The sequence below is a fragment of the Pseudoduganella violacea genome (genome assembly GCF_014191875.1).
Lineage (GTDB): Bacteria > Pseudomonadota > Gammaproteobacteria > Burkholderiales > Burkholderiaceae_D > Rugamonas > Rugamonas violacea_A.
The window spans coordinates 466,021-483,806 of sequence record NZ_JACHXD010000003.1; the positions used below are offsets into that span (position 1 = coordinate 466,021).

The 17,786-nt window shown below is 65.0% G+C and carries 24 protein-coding genes; 13 read left to right on the forward strand and 11 right to left on the reverse strand.

Translation table 11 applies throughout. The features are described 5' to 3' along the window. Nucleotides 1-11: 11 nt before the first annotated feature. Nucleotides 12-326 (reverse strand): BON domain-containing protein, encoded by a 315-nt coding sequence (locus tag FHS03_RS08050; protein WP_050408629.1) that lies wholly within the window; start codon nucleotides 324-326, stop codon nucleotides 12-14. A 221-nt stretch (nucleotides 327-547) separates the two neighbouring features. Between FHS03_RS08050 and FHS03_RS08055 the strand changes: the two genes are divergently transcribed. From FHS03_RS08055 to FHS03_RS08065, 3 genes are read left to right on the forward strand one after another with little or no spacing between them, the layout of a single operon-like run. After that, entirely contained in the window at nucleotides 548-994 is a 447-nt protein-coding gene (locus FHS03_RS08055) for an outer membrane lipoprotein (RefSeq protein WP_183440473.1), read from the forward strand. Nucleotides 995-1,023: 29 nt separating this feature from the next. Next, entirely contained in the window at nucleotides 1,024-1,176 is a 153-nt protein-coding gene (locus FHS03_RS08060) for a DUF3309 family protein (RefSeq protein ID WP_183440474.1), read from the forward strand. A gap of 43 nt (nucleotides 1,177-1,219) precedes the next feature. Further along, entirely contained in the window at nucleotides 1,220-1,570 is a 351-nt protein-coding gene (locus FHS03_RS08065) for a hypothetical protein (protein ID WP_183440475.1), read from the forward strand. A gap of 63 nt (nucleotides 1,571-1,633) precedes the next feature. Here the strand turns inward: FHS03_RS08065 and FHS03_RS08070 are convergent, their stop codons facing one another. The 6 genes from FHS03_RS08070 to FHS03_RS08095 are packed head-to-tail and all read right to left on the reverse strand — an operon-like array spanning nucleotide 1,634 to nucleotide 4,647. Further along, nucleotides 1,634-2,029, reverse strand: a complete 396-nt coding sequence (locus FHS03_RS08070; RefSeq protein WP_183440476.1) for a hypothetical protein — start codon at nucleotides 2,027-2,029, stop codon at nucleotides 1,634-1,636. A 9-nt stretch (nucleotides 2,030-2,038) separates the two neighbouring features. Continuing rightward, entirely contained in the window at nucleotides 2,039-2,422 is a 384-nt protein-coding gene (locus tag FHS03_RS08075) for a phage holin family protein (RefSeq protein WP_183440477.1), read from the reverse strand. 18 nt (nucleotides 2,423-2,440) lie between these two features. Beyond that, a complete protein-coding gene (locus FHS03_RS08080) occupies nucleotides 2,441-2,743 on the reverse strand; it encodes an ElaB/YgaM/YqjD family protein (RefSeq protein WP_050408634.1) in 303 nt (100 codons plus the stop codon). 54 nt (nucleotides 2,744-2,797) lie between these two features. After that, a complete protein-coding gene (locus FHS03_RS08085) occupies nucleotides 2,798-3,334 on the reverse strand; it encodes a ferritin-like domain-containing protein (RefSeq protein WP_183440478.1) in 537 nt (178 codons plus the stop codon). Between the two features lie 18 nt (nucleotides 3,335-3,352). After that, entirely contained in the window at nucleotides 3,353-4,225 is an 873-nt protein-coding gene (locus FHS03_RS08090) for an OmpA family protein (protein WP_183440479.1), read from the reverse strand. 47 nt (nucleotides 4,226-4,272) lie between these two features. Continuing rightward, on the reverse strand, nucleotides 4,273-4,647 hold the full coding sequence (locus FHS03_RS08095) for a DUF4398 domain-containing protein (RefSeq protein ID WP_183440480.1): 375 nt from the start codon (nucleotides 4,645-4,647) through the stop codon (nucleotides 4,273-4,275). A 177-nt stretch (nucleotides 4,648-4,824) separates the two neighbouring features. Here FHS03_RS08095 and FHS03_RS08100 point away from each other — a divergent pair, with 177 nt between their 5' ends. Together FHS03_RS08100 and FHS03_RS08105 are read left to right on the forward strand one after the other, a co-directional pair. Continuing rightward, nucleotides 4,825-6,882, forward strand: a complete 2,058-nt coding sequence (locus FHS03_RS08100; protein WP_183440481.1) for an AsmA family protein — start codon at nucleotides 4,825-4,827, stop codon at nucleotides 6,880-6,882. A gap of 96 nt (nucleotides 6,883-6,978) precedes the next feature. Then, nucleotides 6,979-7,200 (forward strand): YMGG-like glycine zipper-containing protein, encoded by a 222-nt coding sequence (locus tag FHS03_RS08105; RefSeq protein ID WP_183440482.1) that lies wholly within the window; start codon nucleotides 6,979-6,981, stop codon nucleotides 7,198-7,200. A gap of 27 nt (nucleotides 7,201-7,227) precedes the next feature. Here the strand turns inward: FHS03_RS08105 and FHS03_RS08110 are convergent, their stop codons facing one another. After that, nucleotides 7,228-7,974: a Crp/Fnr family transcriptional regulator gene (locus tag FHS03_RS08110; protein ID WP_183440483.1), complete on the reverse strand. Its 747-nt coding sequence runs from the start codon at nucleotides 7,972-7,974 to the stop codon at nucleotides 7,228-7,230. Nucleotides 7,975-8,121: 147 nt separating this feature from the next. Here FHS03_RS08110 and FHS03_RS08115 point away from each other — a divergent pair, with 147 nt between their 5' ends. The 4 genes from FHS03_RS08115 (at nucleotide 8,122) to FHS03_RS08130 (ending at nucleotide 10,367) form a co-directional block, all read left to right on the forward strand. Next, nucleotides 8,122-8,793 (forward strand): outer membrane lipoprotein, encoded by a 672-nt coding sequence (locus tag FHS03_RS08115; protein WP_183440484.1) that lies wholly within the window; start codon nucleotides 8,122-8,124, stop codon nucleotides 8,791-8,793. 77 nt (nucleotides 8,794-8,870) lie between these two features. Beyond that, nucleotides 8,871-9,017, forward strand: a complete 147-nt coding sequence (locus FHS03_RS08120; protein WP_150119079.1) for a lmo0937 family membrane protein — start codon at nucleotides 8,871-8,873, stop codon at nucleotides 9,015-9,017. Between the two features lie 106 nt (nucleotides 9,018-9,123). Beyond that, complete coding sequence (locus FHS03_RS08125; protein ID WP_183440485.1) at nucleotides 9,124-9,810, forward strand: YiaD family glycine zipper/OmpA-like lipoprotein; 687 nt, start codon at nucleotides 9,124-9,126, stop codon at nucleotides 9,808-9,810. A gap of 17 nt (nucleotides 9,811-9,827) precedes the next feature. Continuing rightward, the gene (locus tag FHS03_RS08130; RefSeq protein WP_183440486.1) at nucleotides 9,828-10,367 is read left to right on the forward strand and encodes a DUF3617 domain-containing protein; all 540 of its coding nucleotides are present in this window, start codon (nucleotides 9,828-9,830) and stop codon (nucleotides 10,365-10,367) included. A gap of 144 nt (nucleotides 10,368-10,511) precedes the next feature. Here the strand turns inward: FHS03_RS08130 and FHS03_RS08135 are convergent, their stop codons facing one another. Then, complete coding sequence (locus tag FHS03_RS08135) at nucleotides 10,512-11,348, reverse strand: branched-chain amino acid aminotransferase (RefSeq protein WP_183440487.1); 837 nt, start codon at nucleotides 11,346-11,348, stop codon at nucleotides 10,512-10,514. Between the two features lie 66 nt (nucleotides 11,349-11,414). Next, a complete protein-coding gene (locus tag FHS03_RS08140) occupies nucleotides 11,415-12,257 on the reverse strand; it encodes a porin (RefSeq protein ID WP_183440488.1) in 843 nt (280 codons plus the stop codon). Between the two features lie 194 nt (nucleotides 12,258-12,451). On the opposite strand from FHS03_RS08140, the gene FHS03_RS08145 reads away from it, so the two are divergent. From FHS03_RS08145 to FHS03_RS08160, 4 genes are all read left to right on the forward strand, one after another. Then, on the forward strand, nucleotides 12,452-14,491 hold the full coding sequence (locus FHS03_RS08145; protein ID WP_183440489.1) for a site-specific recombinase: 2,040 nt from the start codon (nucleotides 12,452-12,454) through the stop codon (nucleotides 14,489-14,491). 1 nt (nucleotide 14,492) lies between these two features. Continuing rightward, nucleotides 14,493-15,881 (forward strand): cardiolipin synthase, encoded by a 1,389-nt coding sequence (cls, locus tag FHS03_RS08150; protein WP_371871626.1) that lies wholly within the window; start codon nucleotides 14,493-14,495, stop codon nucleotides 15,879-15,881. A gap of 67 nt (nucleotides 15,882-15,948) precedes the next feature. Next, nucleotides 15,949-16,431, forward strand: a complete 483-nt coding sequence (locus FHS03_RS08155) for a hypothetical protein (RefSeq protein ID WP_183440490.1) — start codon at nucleotides 15,949-15,951, stop codon at nucleotides 16,429-16,431. Between the two features lie 125 nt (nucleotides 16,432-16,556). Then, complete coding sequence (locus FHS03_RS08160; protein WP_183440491.1) at nucleotides 16,557-16,781, forward strand: hypothetical protein; 225 nt, start codon at nucleotides 16,557-16,559, stop codon at nucleotides 16,779-16,781. Here FHS03_RS08160 and FHS03_RS08165 read toward each other — a convergent pair whose 3' ends face one another. After that, complete coding sequence (locus tag FHS03_RS08165; protein WP_183440492.1) at nucleotides 16,782-17,690, reverse strand: LysR family transcriptional regulator; 909 nt, start codon at nucleotides 17,688-17,690, stop codon at nucleotides 16,782-16,784. Nucleotides 17,691-17,786: the final 96 nt, after the last annotated feature.

Below are 17,786 nucleotides of genomic sequence, written 5' to 3' on the forward strand. Positions count from 1 at the left end.
GGCCTTGCCGCTTACTTGACGCGGATATCGTTTTTCACCGACTTCACGCCCTTGACGCCGCGCGCCACTTCACCGGCCTTGGAAATATCGGCCGGCTGGGCCACGAAGCCGCTCAGCTGTACGGTGCCTTTGAAGGTCTCGACATTGATTTCAGTCGATTTCAGGCTAGGCTCATTAAAGATGCTGGCTTTCACCTTGGTGGTCAGCACCGCATCGTCGACATACTCGCCGGTCCCTTCCTGCGATGGGGTGGAGGCGCAACCGGCCAGGGTCAACACGGTCGCGGCGGCAAAGACGGCGCTGGCAATTTTGTGTGCGATTTTCATGGCATATCTCCTTGGGTAGTTTCGGTTCTTTCTGCGTTGCCCGCTTCCGGGCACAGAGGCAGTGTCGCGTAACTGTCGCGTTGCTTCTGTACGCTGACGAACATAGAAAATGATTTGTACCAAACAGCACTCAGCCGTCTCAGCGCGGCATGGTGCGGCATCGCACAGACCCGGCGCGGCCGCTTGACTAAGCTGAACCCACCTTTTTCCAGGAGGATAAGATGAAAACGAATACCACCCTGTTGGCTGTGATGGTAGCGGTGGCGGCGCTGGCGTCCGGCTGCGCCAGCAGCAATTACCCGCAGAACACGTCCTACTCCAGCCAGGCCGACGCGTCGACCTACGGCACCATCGATTCCATCCAGATGGTGCGTGTCGATCCGGCCACCAGCGGCGCGGGCGCCGTGGCCGGCGGCCTGGTCGGTGCGCTGGTCGGCAACCAGATCGGTTCGGGCAGCGGCCGCGCGGCGGCCACGGCGGCCGGCGCCATCGGCGGCGCCGTGCTCGGCAACAATATCGAATCGAACCGCAACGAGGCGCGCGAGGTCTACCAGATCAGCATCCGCCTCGATAACGGCGATTACCGCACCATCAACCAGGACAGCGCCTATGACTTGCGCGTGGGCAACCGCGTGCGCCTGGTCGACGGCCGCGTCTACCGCTATTGAAGCGGCCACGCTGAGAAAGGAGGCGCCGCATGGGCACCATACTGCTGATTCTTCTCGTCCTGCTCCTGGTCGGAGCACTGCCGGCTTGGCCGCACAGCCGCAACTGGGGTTATGCGCCGAGCGGCCTGGCCGGGATTGTCGTTGTCGTCTTGCTGATCCTGCTGCTCACCGGCAGGCTGTAAGCGTAACCAGGGGCGCCGCGGCGCCCCGCTTCGGGAGTTCACCATGAAACAGATGCTCATCGCCAGCCTGCTGGCCGCGGGCCTGTGCGGCAGCGCCGCCGCCCAGACCACGCCGCCGGACACGGCCCAACATCAGAAACAGGAACTGGCGCGCGGCGATCCGGCGCGCTGGTACAAGGAAGACCGCGGCAACAAGGCGCAACTGGCCACGCTGCGCAAGGAAATCGGCGCCGCCCTCACTGAAGCGCTGGCCGATTGCCGCCAGCAGCCCGCCGCCGAACGCAAGGATTGCCAAGCGGCGGCGCGCCAGACCTACCGCGACGATATGGCCAACCTGGCCCAGCTCAATGCCGAGGCGCACCAGCCGCCAAAGACCGACGTCACCGGCGAATAAAGCCGGCCCCCAAAACAAAACGCCGCGTGCAGCGGCGTTTTGTTTTGGGGACTCCAAGCCCCTTCACTCCCAGGGTGCTTCGTCCACACCGGCATCGTCCTCCACCTCGGCACGCTTGCGCCGCAGCAGCCAGGCCGCGCCGGCCGCCGCCACGGCGGCCACCGCCAGCGCCGGCTTGTACAGCCGCTTGCGCACGATGAAGGAGCCGACCGTCAGCGCATACGGCATGATGGTCTTGAAGTTGAGCTGGCTCAAGCCGCCCGGGCTCAGCAAGCCACCCAGGCGCGACTGCGCCACGCCCACGGCATGGTCGACCGCCCCATGCAGCAAGGCTTCGGGACGCAGGGCTTGGCGCAGCTGCATCTTGGCGTGCAGCGTGGTCAGGCGGTGCAGCTCGCCCTCGGCCACCAGCCGCTGTTTGGCCGCGGCCAGGGCCAGTTTTTGCTCTTCCTTGCTCATGGCATCCCCTTACAGCAGCATATCGCGGTCGGCCTTCAGCTCGGCCATGGTGGCGGGCAGGCCCAGCTTGCCCTGCTTGACCATACGCTGGCCATACCAGAGCAAGCCCAGCGCCGCCAGCACGAAGACCCCGGCCAGCACCGGCAAGATGGTCCAGCCCATGCTCTGCCAGGCCAGATAGATCAGGGCCGCCGTGCCGAAGGCGATGGCGAACCAGAAGGCCACCAGCGCCAGCGCGAATACCACGGCCAGCTGCATCAGGTGCTGGCGCACCTCGCCCAGCTCCAGCGCCGCCAGTTCCAGGCGCGACAGCAGCAGGCGGATGCAGCTCTTCAGCAAGGCCGAGAGCGAAGCGATCAGTCCTGCCGGATGCTGCGGATCGGGGTGGCTCATATCGGCACCGGACACCGTTTACTTGCGGCCGACGATCACGCCCACCAGCAGGCCGATGCCGGCCGCGATGGCGACCGAACGCCAGGGGTTTTCATGCACATAGGCGTCGGTCGATTTGGCCGCTTCCTTGGTGGCCGCGACCGCGCTGGCCTGGGCTTCCTGGGCCTTGGCCAGCGCCGATTCCAGCGCGCGCATGCCGCGGCCGCGCAGTTCTTCCGCTTTCTCACCCGACAATGCAGTTGCCGCCGTGAACAGTGCCTGGGCATCCTTGACCAGGGTTTTCACGTCGTTGTTCACGGTACTGATGTTATTTTCCAGCATGATGAAGCTCCTTGTTATAAACGGTGAGAAAGAACGCACTGTAACGCGCCGTGCTTAATCAAGCAAATCCCTCATATCGTCGGCGTGTTCTTCCTCGACTGCCATGATCTTGATCAAAAGTTGGCGTGTTGTGGGATCGGACTCGCCAATCTGCTCGATCATCTGGCGGTACGACTCGATGGCGACGCGCTCGGCCACCAGATTGGCGCGCACCATGGCCTGGACCTCCGTGGAGTCATCATACTCGGCATGGCTGCGGTCAAGCAACGTTGCCGGGTTGAAATCGGGTTCGCCATTGAGCTGGATAATGCGCTCGGCCAGCCAGTCGGCATGTTCCTGCTCTTGCTGGGCATGCTCCAGGAATTCGGCCTTGATGGCGGCGTTCTGCAAGCCGCTCACGGTGTAATAGTGCCGTTTATAACGGTTGATGCAGACCAGCTCGGTGGCCAGGGCGCCGTTCAGCATGGTGACGATGGCTTCGCGGTTGCCCTTGTAGCCCTGTGTTACTGGCCCGTCGGCCAGGTTGGCGGCGGCGGCGCGGATGGCGGCCTTGTCGATGCCCTTGGGCGGCGTGGAAATAATTTGCGGCATGATGGTCCTTTGCAGTGATTAGCGGCGCGCCGCGATCGGGCTATTGGCTTCGGACAGCACGATTTCAACCCGACGGTTGAGCTGGCGTTCGCCCGAGGTGGCATTGCCGGCCACCGGATAGGCTTCGCCATAGCCGCGCGTCTCGACCCGGCTGCGTTCGATGCCCATGCCCACCAGGGCGACGCGCACGGCTTCGGCGCGGCGCTGCGACAGCTGCAGATTGTGGGCGGCGCTGCCGGTGCTGTCGGTAAAGCCTTCGACCAGCACGCTGCGCTCCGGGTTCTGCTGCAGCACATCGGCCAGCTTGCGGGCCACGGCCATGCCTTGCGCGGTCAGCTGCGCCTGGTCGACATTGAACAGCACATCGCCGAAAGTGATGACGGTGCCGCGTTCGGTTTTCTTGGCTTGCAGATCGGCCAGTTGGGCCGCCAGGCGATCGGCCTGGGCCTGGGCGTCGCGCTGGGCCGCGGTGGCATTGGCGGCCTGCAGCTGCGCCTGTTCGGCGCTGCGCTTGGCCTGCTCCGCCTCGGCCGTGCGCGCCTGCAGACGCACCTGGTCGCGCTGGCGCGCGGCGTCGGACAGCGCGGCTTCGGCCGATTTGGCTTTCGCCACTTCCTGCGCCGTGGCGATGCGCTGCTTGGCGACATAAGCCAGCTTGTCGATCTCGTTCAGGCTTTCGCGACGGGCGGCGGCGGCATTGGCCTGGTCCAGGGCCGTGCCGGCCTGGACCAGCTCAGGCTGGGCATACTGGGCCACGGCGGGGCTGCTTTGCGCCGAACTGAAGTCGGCGCGCGCCTGTTCCAGCAGGCTGGTGGTGGTGGGCGTGCTGGAGCAGGCGGCCAGGCCCAGGGCCAGCAACAGAGCGGCGGGTTTGAGCAAGAGTTTGTTCATGATCGGTCCTTTCGTTCAGACGTGTTTGTCAGGCTTGCTTTTCAGGCTTACTTGTTGGCACGGTCGAGTTCCTCGCGCAGCACGCGCAAGTCTTCCTGCAAGGCGTCGGCGGCGTTGGCGGCCTTGGCCGAATTGGCCTTGCTTTGCGCCAGGCGGGCATCGGCCTGGGCTTGCTGGGCCAGATCGCGGGCCAGCTGGTAATCGCGGGCGGCCAGCGCCTGGCTGGCGCGCAGCATTTTTTCGCGGGCCGAGCCCAGCTCGTCCGGGGCCAGCTCGGCCGCGCCGGAGGAGCCGGCGCTTTCCACCGCTTCGCGCGAGGCCGCCACATCGGCGGTGGCCGGGGTTTTCAGACCGCTGGCGCAAGCGCTCAGCAGCACCAGGGACAGGCCGCACAGGGCGGGCCGGATTTTGCTTGGGGCCATATCGTTCTCCTTGTTGGCGTTGAAGGTATGTCTTTATAAGACGCGCCGCCGCGCTCTTTCTGTACGCAGACGCACATACCGTCCAGCCTGTGCCGCCTTGCGTGCGGGAGCGCACACAGAGGCTTGCCGTCGTGAGTTAGGCTTTGGTATGCTCCGAAAAAAATGAAAGTGATGCATATGAGCCTGTCCCGCCGCACCAAGCTTGCCCTCGCCGCCGGGGGCGTGTTGCTCGCCGTTCCCGCCGCCGCCCTGATCGTGCTCTACCATTACGACTGGAACCGGGCCCGGCCCTGGCTGAACGAGAAAGTCAGCGCCGCCATCGAGCGCCCCTTCGCCATCCGCGGCAATCTGGCCCTGAGCTGGCAACGCCAGCCGCAGGAGCTGGGCTGGCGCGGCCTCGTGCCCTGGCCGCATCTGCTGGCGCGCGATGTCCACCTGGGCAATCCCGCGCCCATGCTGGCCGCCGCCGCCCACAGCGGCGACACGGTGCCGGCCGATATGGCCAGCGCGGCCGAGCTGTCCTTCTCGCTCAATCCCCTGGCGCTGCTGGAGCAAAAGATCACGATCCCGCTGCTGAGCTTTACGGCGCCCCAGGTCTATCTGCAGCGCACCGCCGACGGCAAGAACAACTGGACCTTCAAGCGCAACCCGCAATCGCCCTGGCGGCTCGACCTGCAGCGCGTGGTGTTCAGCAAGGGCAGCGTACGCCTGGTCGATGTGCCGCAGAAGATCGACGCCACCGCCCACCTCGACACGCTGGCGCAGGACAGCCAGTACGGCGTGTCCTGGCGCGCCGAGGGACGCTGGAACAGGCAGCCCGTCAGCGGCCAGGGCAAGGCCGGCGCCGTGCTCTCGCTGCAGGGCGACCAGCCCTTCCCGCTGCAGGGCAAGGCCCAGGTCGGCCTGGTGCATATCGCGGCCGAAGGCACGCTGACGCGGCCGCTGCAACTGGCCGCCATCGACTTCCGGCTCAAGGTCGGCGGCGCCAGCATGGCGCGCCTGTACGCCTTGACCGGCCTGGTGCTGCCGGAAACCCCACCCTTCGCCACCGAAGGCCGCCTGCGCGGCACGCTGGCCGGCCAGCACAGCCGCTGGACTTACGACCAGTTCACCGGCCGCGTCGGCTCCAGCGATATCGCCGGCAAGCTGGTGTACGAACAAAAACAGCCGCGTGGCCACCTGAGCGGCACGGTGCAGTCGAAGCTGCTGCAATTTGCCGACCTCGGCCCGCTGATCGGCGCCGACTCCAACGCCAGCAAGCAAGCGCGCGGCCTGCCCGCTGTGCAGCCGAGCGAGAAAGTGCTGCCGGTGGAAACCTTCAAGACCGAACGCTGGACCAGCATCGACGCCGACGTCAGCTACCGCGCCGCGCGCATCGTGCGCACCGAGCAGTTGCCGATCAGCCACCTGGAAACCGAATTCCACCTGCGCGACGGCGTGCTCAAGCTGACCCCGCTGAACTTCGACTTCGCCGGCGGCAAGCTGGCCTCCACCGTCACCCTCGACGGCAGCGGGCGCGACGCCAAGAACGCCATCCGCGCCGACCTCGCGGCCAGCGCGCGCGGCATCCGCTTGCAGGAACTGTTCCCGCACCTGCCGCAATTGCAGGCCACCGTCGGCGTGATCAATGCCGACACCAAGCTCAGCGCCACCGGCAACTCGGTCGCCACCCTGCTGGCCCAGTCGAACGGCGAACTGAAGACGCGCATCAGCCAGGGCCAGATCAGCAAGCTGCTGCTCGAACAGATGGGCTTGAATATCGGCAGCATCGTGCTGACCAAACTGGTGGGCGACAAGCAGGTCAAGCTGAACTGCCTGGCGGGCGATTTCGCTGTCACCGACGGCCTGGCGCAGACGCGCAGCTTCGTCGTCGACACCGAGGACGCCACGGTGCGCATCAGCGGCGCCGTCAGCCTCGACGACGAGCGCCTGGACCTGACCATGAAACCCGACAGCAAGGGCTTGCGCATCATCTCGCTGCGCTCGCCCATCTATGTGCGCGGCACCTTCAAGCATCCCGACGTCGACATCGACAAGGGCGTGCTGGCCCTGCGCGCCGGCGGCGCCATCGCGCTGGCCACCCTGGCCGCGCCGGTGGCCGCGCTGGCGCCCCTGATCAGCGGCGGCGGCAGCAGCGATACGCCTTGCGGCCCGCTGCTGGCCGAGGCGGCGCGCAAGCCGGTGGCGCCGCCGCCCGGCAAGAAGCTGGCGCCGCGGCCGGGAATACGTAACTAAGCGTAACTAAGTGAGCTGACGAACAGAGCGCAGAGTCGGCCCGTTCTATGCTGGTTTCCGCCAAGCCCGCGTGGCTGCATACACAAGGAGATCATCATGCAAATCAAGAAAATTCTCACTGGCGGCGCCCTGCTGGGCGCGCTGTTCGGCCTGAGCGCCTGTTCGAATATGTCGCAGCAGGACCGTAATACCGCGATTGGCGCCGGCGTCGGCGCCGTGGCCGGCTCCGTGCTGTCCGGCGGCAGCGCCGTCGGCACCGTGGGCGGCGCCGCCGTCGGGGGCGTGATCGGCAACCAGGTCAACAAGCCGCCGCGTTAATCTCCGCCTTGCCGGGCAGCGCCAGCCTTATAGGAAGACGCTGCCCATGCCGATACTGCCATCGTCCTTGACCAGCGCATAACAGCCGCAGGACGCCGCCTCCAGTCCCGCCGAATCCAGAATCTCGATATTGCCCCGGCTATAGCTGATCAGACCTTGCTGCTGCAGGGCGCTGGCGGCCTTGGTCACGCCGACACGGCGTACGCCCAGGGCGTGGGCCAGAAATTCATGGGTCAGATGAAAGCGTTCCGACTGCAGCCGGTCGCGCGTCACCAGCAGGGTGCGCGCCAGCCGCGCTTCCAGCACATGGAAGCGGCTGCACACGGCGATCTGGATGGCTTGCGCCAGCAGCGCATCGGTATAGCGCGACAGCAGGCGCTGCAAGGACTCCATATGCGCGAACTCGCGGCAGAAGTCGCCGGCCTCCATGCGCAAGACATAGCCGGCGCGCTGCACCACGGCGCGCACCTGGGCTGCCTGGTGGCCCAGCGCAACCGAGGCGCCGAGCATGCCTTCGCGCCCCACCGCGCCCACTTCCAAGGTCATGCGGCCTTCGGCCACGGCCAGCAGGCAGACCAGGGCGTCAAGCGGGAAGTAGAGGTGGCCGATCGGCTGGCCGGGCTCGTACAGCACTTCGCCCACGTCCACCATCGCCAGCTCGCACAGGGACTGGATATGGTCCAGGTCGTCCTCAGGCAAGCTCGCCAGCAGGCGGTTGCTGCCGCGGGAGGGAATCAGGGCGCTGCCATGAGCGGTGTCAAAGTTAACAATCATCGCGGTCGGGTCAGAGTGGTCGGCTTCTGCACATCGGTCAGGCCTAGCTTACCGGCAAGTATTTTCCCTGTATGTACGCTGACGCACTGAAAAAGCAGCGTCCGCGGCCGACAATCACGGCGTCGACATGCAATTGGAAAGCCCATCATGACTCCCCTCATTCCCCCCGCCAGCAAACAGCCCCTGCATCCGCTGCTGATGACGGCCGCCGTTGCCGTGCTGCTGTTCTGTTCGGTCGGCATCGCCGCCCTGATGGATTGGCTGCCCAGCTCTTCCGGGCACAGCACCCCGGCGGCTACGCCATCGCTGAGCGCGCCGGTCAGCGAGAGCGCCGCCCCCGACGGCCATGGCGCGGCCGGCTCGAGCGCGCCGCTGCCGCCCGCGCCGCCGCCGGGCGCCAGCCTGCGCGCGCAGCACTATGCCGCCGCGCCTGCGGGCAATGGCGGCGGCGCGGCGCACGATGCCGCGCAAGCCGTCGCGGCGCCCGCCGTCTGCCGCCACTGCGGCGTGGTGGAATCGGTGCGCACCATCCGCACCCGCGCCAATGGCAGCGGCGTCGGCGCGGCGGGCGGCGCCGTGGTGGGCGGCCTGCTGGGCCACCAGATCGGCGGCGGCAGCGGACGCGACCTGGCCACCATGGCCGGCGCCATCGGCGGCGCCGTGGTCGGCAACCAGGTGGAAGGCAATATGAACGCGCGCACCAGCTATGAAGTGACGGTGCGCCTGGACGACGGCAAGCGCCGCACCGTCCACAGCGCCGCGGCCTGGCAGCAGGGCGAGCGCATCCGCATCGTCCAAGGCCAGTTGCGGCACGGCTAATACTGTTCGTCAGCGTACAGAGTTAAAAGCTGAGACAGGCAACAATCCCCCCATCAACCCGAGAGAAGGAGTCCATCATGTTATACACGCTAGCTGTTGTCCTCATCATTCTGTGGCTGCTGGGCCTGGTCACGTCCTACACCATCGGCGGCTTCATCCACGTGCTGCTGGTGGTGGCCATCATCATGGTGCTGCTGCGCCTGATCAGCGGACGCGGCGTCTAGTCCGCGTTGCGCGCCAGCCACTCCTGTTCCCCGGCGCTGTACAACAAGGTACAGCGCCGCTTTCCGTTTCGGTCTACACTTGCTGGACAATTCAGGAGGGACTGACATGAACTTCCAACACAAGACATCCACCAAACCCCTAGCCGGCGCGCTGGCCCTGCTGCTGGCCCTGGCCGCCAGCGGCTGCGCCGACATGAACGCGACGCAGCGCGGCACGGCCACCGGGGCCGGCATCGGCGCCGGCCTGGGCGCCATTCTCGGCGCCAGCACCGGCGGTGGCGGCAGCGGCCGCGCGGCCGGCGGCGCCGTGCTGGGCGCGGCGGTCGGCGCCATCGCCGGCAATATCTGGTCGCAGCGCATGGAAGACCAGAAACGGGCCATGGAGCAAGCCACCAAGGGCACCGGCGTCCAGGTCAGCCAGACCCCCGACAACCGGCTGAAGCTGGAAATCCCCAGCGATATTTCCTTCGACACCAACCGCTCCGACATCAAGGCCAATTTCCGGCCCATCCTCGACCGCTTCGCCAGCACGCTCAACGACAACCCGGCCGCCACGGTCAGCATCATCGGCCACACCGACAGCACCGGCAGCGACGCCATCAACCAGCCCCTGTCCGTGGACCGTGCCTCGCACACGCGCGACTACCTGGCCATGCGCGGCGTCTCGCCCACCCGGGTCGTGGTCGAAGGCCGCGGCGCGCGCGAACCGATCGCCCCCAACGAGGACAATGCCGGCCGCGCCCGCAATCGCCGTGTAGAAATCTTTGTTGCCGAGCCCCAGCCGCGCAGCTGAGCCACCGGAGCTCGCCCATGTCCTTCCGCCCCGCCCTGCTGGCCGGCTTGCTGCTGTTAAGCGGCAGCGCCGGCGCCCAGACCCTCAAGCCCGGCCTATGGGAGATGAACAACCGCATCGCCGGCGGCAGTCCGGAAACCATGCAAGCGATGGCGCGCGCGCAAAAGGAAATGGCGAATCTGCCGGCCGACCAGCGCAAGATGCTGGAACAGATGATGGCCCAGCGCGGCGTCGGCCTCAATCTGGCCGACGGCGGTGGCGTCAAGCTCACCTACTGCATGACCAAGGAAATGGCCGAAAAGCGTGAACTGCCGGCCGGCCAGCCTGGCGACTGCCGCAGCACCAGCACCCCGGTCCCGGGCGGCATGAACGTCAGCTTCCACTGCAACAAACCACCCTCGCAAGGCAAAGGCCAAGTCATCTTCGAAGGCGACACCGGCTACACCATGCGCATGGACGTCACCAGCCAAGCCCACGGCGCGCCCCAGCAGATGATGGTCGAAGGCAGCGGCCGCTGGCTCAGTCCCGACTGCGGCGCCGCCCCCAAGGCCCGCTAAGCCCCACCGTTTGATCCAGCGCAAACAATGTCCACCCTGGTGTCAGGCACCGGAGTAGGACATTCTTTGCGCAATATCAAACAATGTCCTCCCCTGGTGCCTGACACCAGGGTGGACATTCTTTGATTTGGCGCAAAGGCGGACTTAGTTGGCGTCGGAGTAGGCCATGTAGAGCTCGCGGGCCTTGCTGGCGATGGGGCCGACCGGGAGGTCGCGGCCTTCGTAGCGGATGCAGGGCGTGACTTTGCCGAAGTTGCCGGTGTTGAAGATTTCGGCGGCGCTGTTCAGCTCTTCGGGCTTGACGCTGCGCTCTTCGACGACGATGCCGGCCTCTTTCAACAGGGCGATGACGCGGCCACGGGTAATGCCGGAGAGGAAGGTGCCGTTCGGCACCGGCGTCACGACCTGGCCGGCGGGGGTGACGAAGAAGATATTGGCGGTGGCGAATTCGGCGACGTGACCTTCGCTGTCGCACACAACGGCGTTATCGTAGCCGCGTTCCTTGGCGGCGCGCAGGGCGCGCGTGGTGTTGGCGTACAGCGAGGAGGCTTTGGCGTCGGTCGGCGCCATGGCGGCGTCGGGACGGCGCAACTCGGACAGGCAGGCGCTGAAGCCGGTGAACGGCGGCATCGGCGCATCGAACAGGGTCAGGGCGAAGGCGCTTTTCTCGGCCACGGGAATCAGCAGGCCGTCGGTGCCGAACACCAGCGGACGGATATACAGCTCGGCATCGGCCGGGAATTTGGCGACGCCTTCGCGCACCAGCGTTTCCATCTCGTCGACGCTGAGCGGGCAGCTCAGGCCGAGCCGCTCGGCCGAGTAGATCACGCGCTGCAGGTGCAGGCGCAGGTCGGCCATATGGCCGCGGATGGAGCGCGCGCCGTCAAATACCGAGGAACCCAGCCATACACTATGGTCCATCGCGCCGAACAAGGGGGCGTTGCCTTCGCTCCAGGCGCCATTGAAATAGGTCAGATACATAAATGCTTCCTGCTTGGTTGTTGAGGGGGCTGAACCCCTCAATTTAGCACAAGCGGGAAGCGCCGGTCAGAATGCGTGGCGCAGGCCGAAGCGCAAGCCGCTGCTGGCACGGCCGATGGCGGCCGGCCGGCCATTGTCATGGCGCACCTGGGCATAGGCGGCATACCAGCCGGTGCGCTTCGACATGGCATAGCTCATGCCGAAGGCGATCTGGCGCGCATCGAGATCGGTGGGGTCGCGGTCGTCCTTGCGGATATAGGACAGCATCCAGGTCGTCGCGCCGCGCTGCAGCGCCAGCCCGAGCATCATGTCGCGGCTGTCGGTCGAGGGCGTGGCCATGGCCAGCGCGCCATACGGCTGGCTCAGATCCCAGGGCACGGCGCCCATGCCGCGGTTGACGCCGTACGCGGCATAGGTCAGCGCCGGCCCGATGTGCAGATTGGCCGCGATCAAGCTGTTGCGCGAAGCCAGGTCCAGCGGCACGCTCTTGCCGGTAATGTCGGGCAGGGGATTGTTCTTGCGCTGGTGCGCGAGACGCACATTGAACAGCGCGCCGGCATAGCCGAGCGTGGCGCCATAAGCGCGCTGGCGCGGCGTGCTGAAATTACTTTCGCCATAGCTGTAAATCGCGCTCGCGTTCCAGCCGCGCCGGCGCGCCTCGTATTTGACGGCGTTTTCATACGGCCGCGTAGTTTCGCCCGCAAGGCTGGTGGCGGCGCCGGCCAGGCCGCCGTGCAACGGATCGTCGATCTCGATCAGCGCGGTCGACTGCGGACTGTAGGCGCGCCCCGGCGCCAGCACGTCCCAGCGCGGATCGACGACGCCATACACTTTAAGCTGCTGCGGCGTCTGCGCGCCCGCCAGCAACGGCCAGAACAACAGCAACGGTGCAATCTGCCTGTGCTTCATGATGCCTCTCCCCTGAGCATGCCGCCAGTGTAGGCCCGCGTCCGCCTGTTTTCTGTGCGCGGCCCCACACTTCGTACCACTCTGCATCGTTGAGCGAACTGATCCTATGTACGCCAGCGTACAGTGAAAAACTTTCTTAGCGGTTACACTATCGGCTTTAGACATCCCTATGCGGCCAAGCCGTTTTTCTCCGCATGTTAGAAATTCTCAAACAAATTCAGACAGACACGCTCAGCATCGCGCCCCTGGTCGAGCTGGTGGAAGAGCTGCGTCCCGGCCGTGCCGGCAACCACATCCGCGCCACCAATAATGTGCGCCAGCTGCTGGCCTTGCTGCAGGATCAACCCGCGCTGGCGCAATCCTTGGGCGACTATGTGCTGCGCCTGCTGGCGCAGCGCCGCCACGCCAGCCTGTACAGCGAAGTGGGCGTGCTGTCCAACGACGGCTTCTTCACCGAGCTCAAGCGCCGCGTCTCTTACCGCATGCTGCCGCCGGCCCTGGGCGACGAATACCTGAGCGACGCCCTCGACCAGATCTTCTACAAGCAAAGCGACCACGAATGGATCGCCGCCGTGCCGGCCTCCGACTGGCTGGCCCTGTTCAACACCATCTTCAGCGCCCACCCCGGCGGCGGCAAACTGATGCTGCCCGGCATGCTCGAAGCCATCCGCACGCTGAGCTACCGCGTCTGCGCCATCGGCCTGGAGCCGAAACTGACCAACTTTCATACCGATATGGAAGTGTTCGAATCGCCTTTCGTCATGCAGAACAAGGAGGTGCTGGTCTATCTGGATAGCCACGAAGCCTGGTTGTCCGGCGCCGCCGACAGCGTCGAAGACGCGCGCCACCTGCTGGTGATGCTGGACCAGTGCGACGCCGTGATCGGCAAGATCCGGCGCAAGGCGCTGGCCCAGGGCACCAGCATCGCCCTCACCTATCTGCTGGTGACGGTGACACAAAGCATAGACAGGCTGCGCAAGCTTTTGTTCCTGGTCGATATCTCCGGCGACCTGCCGTCGGCGCCAAGCGTCGACCTCGATGCGGTGGCGGCGCAGGCCATGCCGGAGCGCGCCACGCACGGCCCGGCCGCCAAGCGGCGCGCCGCCGCCCTGGCCCTGGCGCTGGAGCTGATCGAAGCGCATAACAACAAGTACACCGTGCGCGACCTGTTCACCGACAATATCAATCTGCTGGCGCGCAATGTGACGGAGAACGCCAGCCGCACCGGCGAGCACTACATCGCCGAGAACCGGCGCGAACTGGGCGGCATGTTCATGTCGGCCTCGGGCGCCGGCGTGATCGTCGGCTTCATGGCGCTGTTCAAGATCCTGATGTCCTATCTGCGCGCGGCGCCGCTGGTCGAAGCCTTCCTGTTCAGCATGAATTATTCGCTCGGCTTCATCTTCATCCACCTGCTGCATTTCACGGTGGCGACCAAGCAGCCGGCCATGACGGCCTCGCGCATCGCGGCCGGCCTGCAAAGCAAGGATGGCCGCAACATCGATCTGGACAGCATGGCGGAATTGATCAACAAGGTGCTGCGCACGCAGAATATGGCGGTGCTGGGCAATCTGGCCACGGCCATTCCGACCGCCTGGCTGATCGCCAGCGGCTACCACCTGATCACCGGCCACCATCTGGTCACGCCGGAGAAGGCCATGCACCTGCTGCACGATATCGATCCCTTCGGCAGCCTGGCCCTGTTCTACGCCATGATCGCCGGCGTCTGCCTGTTCCTGTCCGGCCTGATCTCGGGCTATTACGACAACCAGGCCCTGTACACGCGCTGGGCCCAGCGCATTGCCCAGTTGCGCGGCCTGGCGGCCGTGCTCGGACGCGAACGCACCCAGCGTCTGGGCGTGTACATGGAAAACAATCTGGGCAGCCTGATGGGTAACTTCTACTTCGGCATCATGCTCGGCGCCATGGGCGCCCTGGGTCTGCTGCTGGGTCTGCCCATCGATATCCGCCACGTGACGTTCTCGGCCGCCAATTTCGCGACAGCCATGGTGGGCTTGGATCACAATGTGAGCTGGCAACTGGTGTTGACTTCCATCGCAGGCTTCCTCGGCATCGGCACGGTGAATCTGCTGGTCAGCTTCGGCCTGGCGCTGTGGGTGGCGCTGCGCGCGCGCGGCGTGCGCTTCACGCACGGCCTGCAACTGCTGCAAGCGCTGTTCCGGCGCTTCCGCAAGGCGCCGCTCCACTTCTTCATCGGCAGTAAGGAGAACTAGCGTGATCTACCGAAGCGCAAAGCATGTTCTGGCACTCACCCTCACCGCCTGGTGTTTGCTGGCCTGCGCTTCGCTGCCCGAGGTCAGCAAGACCCAGCTCAAGGCCGACGCGGCCGACGTTCCGGCCGTGGCCACGCCCAAGGGCGTGCTGCCGAAACAAAGCAGCGAGGCCTTGCTGAAAAAGCGCTGGCCGAAATCGACGCTGGACCTGCAGGCGCGCGCCGCGCTGGAGGAGGCGGCGACCGGCGTGCCGCTGATCGCCGGCAATAAGGTGCAGCTACTATTCGACGGTCCGCAAACCATGGCGGAAATGATGAAGGCCATCGCCGCCGCCACCAACCATATCAATTTCGAAACTTATATCTTCGACCAGGATGAGTTGGGCGAAAAATTCGCCAGCCTGCTGATCGAGAAGCAGCGCCAGGGCGTGACGGTGAATGTGATCTATGACAGCGTCGGCACGATCGGCGTGCCGCAGGCTTTCTTCGACCGCATGAAAGCGGCGGGCGTGACACTGACCGCCTTCAATCCCGTGAATCCTGCCAAGCTGCGCGGCAATGGCTGGAAGGTCAACAACCGCGATCACCGCAAGATCCTGATTGTCGACGGCAAGGTCGGCTTCACCGGCGGCATCAATATCAGCGACACCTATGCGCGCAGCTCGCCCTTCCGCTCCGCCGCGCGTCCCACCGACCAATCCGAGGTGGGCTGGCGCGACACCCACGTGCGCATCGAAGGACCGGCCGTCGCCGCGCTGCAGTGGATGTTCATCGAAAACTGGGCCGGCCAGGATGCCGACAATTTGCGCGACGCCGACTACTTCCCCAAACCGGTGGTGGCCGGCGACAAGATCGTGCGCGTATTGGGCAGCAGGCCGGGCGGCCAGTTCGAGATTTACAAAGCCCTGCTGCTGGCGATCAAGGAAGCGAAGAAATCCATCCACATCACCTGTGCCTACTTCGTGCCGGACGAGCAGACCTTGCGCGCCCTGAACGCTGCCGCGCAGCGTGGCGTCGATGTGCAGTTGGTGCTGCCCAGCGTATCCGATGCGGGACTGGTGGCCCAGGCGGGACGGGCGGCCTATACACCGCTGCTGGAAGCGGGTGTCAAAATCCATGAGCTGAAGCTGGCCGTGCTGCACGCCAAGACGGCCGTCATCGACGGCCTGTGGTCGACGGTCGGCTCGACCAATATCGACACCCGCAGCTTCCTGCACAACCACGAGGTGAATGTGATCGTGATGGGCGACGCCTTCGGCGGCGAGATGGAAAAGGCCTTCCGGGAAGACTTGCGCAATTCACAGGAAATCACCCTGGCCGAATGGCGCGACCGCCCCCTCTCGGCGCGCCTGAAGGAATGGCTGGCGCGCATCTGGGATTACTGGCTTTAATCTGAGGCAGCGCAAGCGGCGCGGCGACATCGAGGATTAAGCTGAAAGCTTATCCCAGGAGAGCGCCATGGCCGACCATCCACCGCCGCCCTTGCTTGACAGTCCGCCGCCAGGAGCAGAAGATCCCGACATCAATACCCGCCTTTCCCGCGTGGAGGTTGTCGTGCAGGACGTTATTGGAAGAATGGACCGCATGCAGGTCGCGATGGATAACGGCTTTGCCGAAATCCGTGCCGACCATCGCCAATTGCGAAACGGCTTCGACGAGCTGCGCCGCGAGACAACGGCCGCGCTCGAAACGCAGCGCAAAGACATGGTTGCCGCGCTAGAGGCACAGCGCAGGGATGTGAGCGCCGCCTTGGATGTCCAGCGCAAGGAAGTGATCGCCGCAATCGATGCCCAACGCCAGTCGCAGGAGGCCTTGCGCTCTGAGATTTATGCCGCCATCGACAAGATACGCGACGATAACCTGGCCTCCATGCGCCTGACCTTCACCACCATGGCGGCGGTCCTGATTGCGCTGCTGGGCAAGGTACTCAACTTCTACTGAAATGCGTTGGCGCAAAAGCCACAGTTAACAAAAAAATCTGAATTTTCATACAGTACTGTGTTTTTGCACAGTACTTGTGTTAAGCTGATGCTTCGTTAAACACTTCTCCCTACAAAGGAATAGTTATGACCAGCATTAACAGCAGCTTCAGCTCCCGCTTCGGCCTGGAATACGCCCCGACGTCCTTCCTGGTACGCATGGGCAAACGCGACATGTTAGTCTGCCGTGACTTCCGCAAACGCTTCTACGCCGTCAACCCCATCATCGAATGCGATACCGGCGTCCAGCCTGGCCATATCGAAATCCTGCTGTTCGGCCGCTGGCTGCTGATCCTGTCCAAAGCCCAGTAATCACGCCGAAGCGCTGAACCGTTCACATTGCGCGCGCAAGAAGTCGCGCAGACAGATCACGGTGGACGTGACCTGCGAGCGGTGCATACACACCAGGAATAGCGGCACCTCTTCACCCTCTATCTCTGGCAAGAGCACCTGCAAGCGCCCGGCTCGGATGTCGGCGGTCACGTCCAAGCGTGACTTGTAAGCAATACCCTGGCCTGCCACGGCCCAGCGCCGCACCACATCGGCATCGTCGGCACTGCGGTTGCCGCTGACGGGGATGGTGACGGTGTCGGCCCGCCCCGGCAGGCGGAAACTCCAGCGTTCATGGATCACGTCATTGACGGCAAAGCGCAGGCAGTTATGCCGGCGCAGCTCGTCGAGGCTGCCCAACCGGCCATGCCGGGCGATATAGGCCGACGAGGCCACCAGCACCCGCCGGCTATGCGCCAGCGGCATGGCCACCAGGCCGGAATCTTCCTGCGGCCCGGTGCGGATGGCGATATCCACCGGCTGCCGGTACATATCGGCCAGCCGGTCGCTCACGCTGAGCTGGTATGCCACGGCCGGATACTGGACCTGGAACTGGTCCAGCCATTCAAGCAACTGGTTGCGCCCAAAATCCGAGGTCACGGAGATTTTCAGCAAGCCGCCCGGCTGTTCCTTGCCCTGGGTCAGCGTGCCATGCCCTTCTTTCAGCAGGCGCAGCGCCTCGCGCGCATGGCGCAGATAATGCTCGCCCTCCTCCGTCAAGCGCAAGGAGCGCGTGGTACGCGCCAGCAGACGCAGTTGCAAAGCCTGCTCCAGGCGCTTGAGCGCCGCGCTCGCCATGGCCGGCGAGATGTCGAGCAGCCGCGCCGCCGCCGACAGACTGCCGGCATCGGCCGTGCGCACAAAGACTTCCAGATCATCGAGGCGCAGCAATTTTCATCATTCCATTGAAAGTGTTTCGCCGATTTTAGTCTTTATCCGCAGAATACGTTAAATCATCATACATCGATTGAACTTTATGGAGTATCC

Bases quoted from the DNA above. Each gene is read 5' to 3' on its own strand.
- FHS03_RS08100 (WP_183440481.1), top strand. From the start codon at position 4,825: ATGAGCCTGTCCCGCCGCACCAAGCTTGCCCTCGCCGCCGGGGGCGTG.
- FHS03_RS08090 (WP_183440479.1), bottom strand. From the start codon at position 4,225: ATGAACAAACTCTTGCTCAAACCCGCCGCTCTGTTGCTGGCCCTGGGC.
- FHS03_RS08070 (WP_183440476.1), bottom strand. From the start codon at position 2,029: ATGAGCAAGGAAGAGCAAAAACTGGCCCTGGCCGCGGCCAAACAGCGG.
- FHS03_RS08080 (WP_050408634.1), bottom strand. From the start codon at position 2,743: ATGCTGGAAAATAACATCAGTACCGTGAACAACGACGTGAAAACCCTG.
- FHS03_RS08130 (WP_183440486.1), top strand. From the start codon at position 9,828: ATGTCCTTCCGCCCCGCCCTGCTGGCCGGCTTGCTGCTGTTAAGCGGC.
- FHS03_RS08085 (WP_183440478.1), bottom strand. From the start codon at position 3,334: ATGCCGCAAATTATTTCCACGCCGCCCAAGGGCATCGACAAGGCCGCC.
- FHS03_RS08120 (WP_150119079.1), top strand. From the start codon at position 8,871: ATGTTATACACGCTAGCTGTTGTCCTCATCATTCTGTGGCTGCTGGGC.
- FHS03_RS08155 (WP_183440490.1), top strand. From the start codon at position 15,949: ATGGCCGACCATCCACCGCCGCCCTTGCTTGACAGTCCGCCGCCAGGA.
- FHS03_RS08135 (WP_183440487.1), bottom strand. From the start codon at position 11,348: ATGTATCTGACCTATTTCAATGGCGCCTGGAGCGAAGGCAACGCCCCC.
- FHS03_RS08110 (WP_183440483.1), bottom strand. From the start codon at position 7,974: ATGATTGTTAACTTTGACACCGCTCATGGCAGCGCCCTGATTCCCTCC.
- FHS03_RS08050 (WP_050408629.1), bottom strand. From the start codon at position 326: ATGAAAATCGCACACAAAATTGCCAGCGCCGTCTTTGCCGCCGCGACC.
- FHS03_RS08145 (WP_183440489.1), top strand. From the start codon at position 12,452: ATGTTAGAAATTCTCAAACAAATTCAGACAGACACGCTCAGCATCGCG.
- FHS03_RS08075 (WP_183440477.1), bottom strand. From the start codon at position 2,422: ATGAGCCACCCCGATCCGCAGCATCCGGCAGGACTGATCGCTTCGCTC.
- FHS03_RS08065 (WP_183440475.1), top strand. From the start codon at position 1,220: ATGAAACAGATGCTCATCGCCAGCCTGCTGGCCGCGGGCCTGTGCGGC.
- FHS03_RS08105 (WP_183440482.1), top strand. From the start codon at position 6,979: ATGCAAATCAAGAAAATTCTCACTGGCGGCGCCCTGCTGGGCGCGCTG.
- FHS03_RS08140 (WP_183440488.1), bottom strand. From the start codon at position 12,257: ATGAAGCACAGGCAGATTGCACCGTTGCTGTTGTTCTGGCCGTTGCTG.
- FHS03_RS08125 (WP_183440485.1), top strand. From the start codon at position 9,124: ATGAACTTCCAACACAAGACATCCACCAAACCCCTAGCCGGCGCGCTG.
- FHS03_RS08160 (WP_183440491.1), top strand. From the start codon at position 16,557: ATGACCAGCATTAACAGCAGCTTCAGCTCCCGCTTCGGCCTGGAATAC.
- FHS03_RS08095 (WP_183440480.1), bottom strand. From the start codon at position 4,647: ATGGCCCCAAGCAAAATCCGGCCCGCCCTGTGCGGCCTGTCCCTGGTG.
- FHS03_RS08115 (WP_183440484.1), top strand. From the start codon at position 8,122: ATGACTCCCCTCATTCCCCCCGCCAGCAAACAGCCCCTGCATCCGCTG.
- FHS03_RS08055 (WP_183440473.1), top strand. From the start codon at position 548: ATGAAAACGAATACCACCCTGTTGGCTGTGATGGTAGCGGTGGCGGCG.
- FHS03_RS08060 (WP_183440474.1), top strand. From the start codon at position 1,024: ATGGGCACCATACTGCTGATTCTTCTCGTCCTGCTCCTGGTCGGAGCA.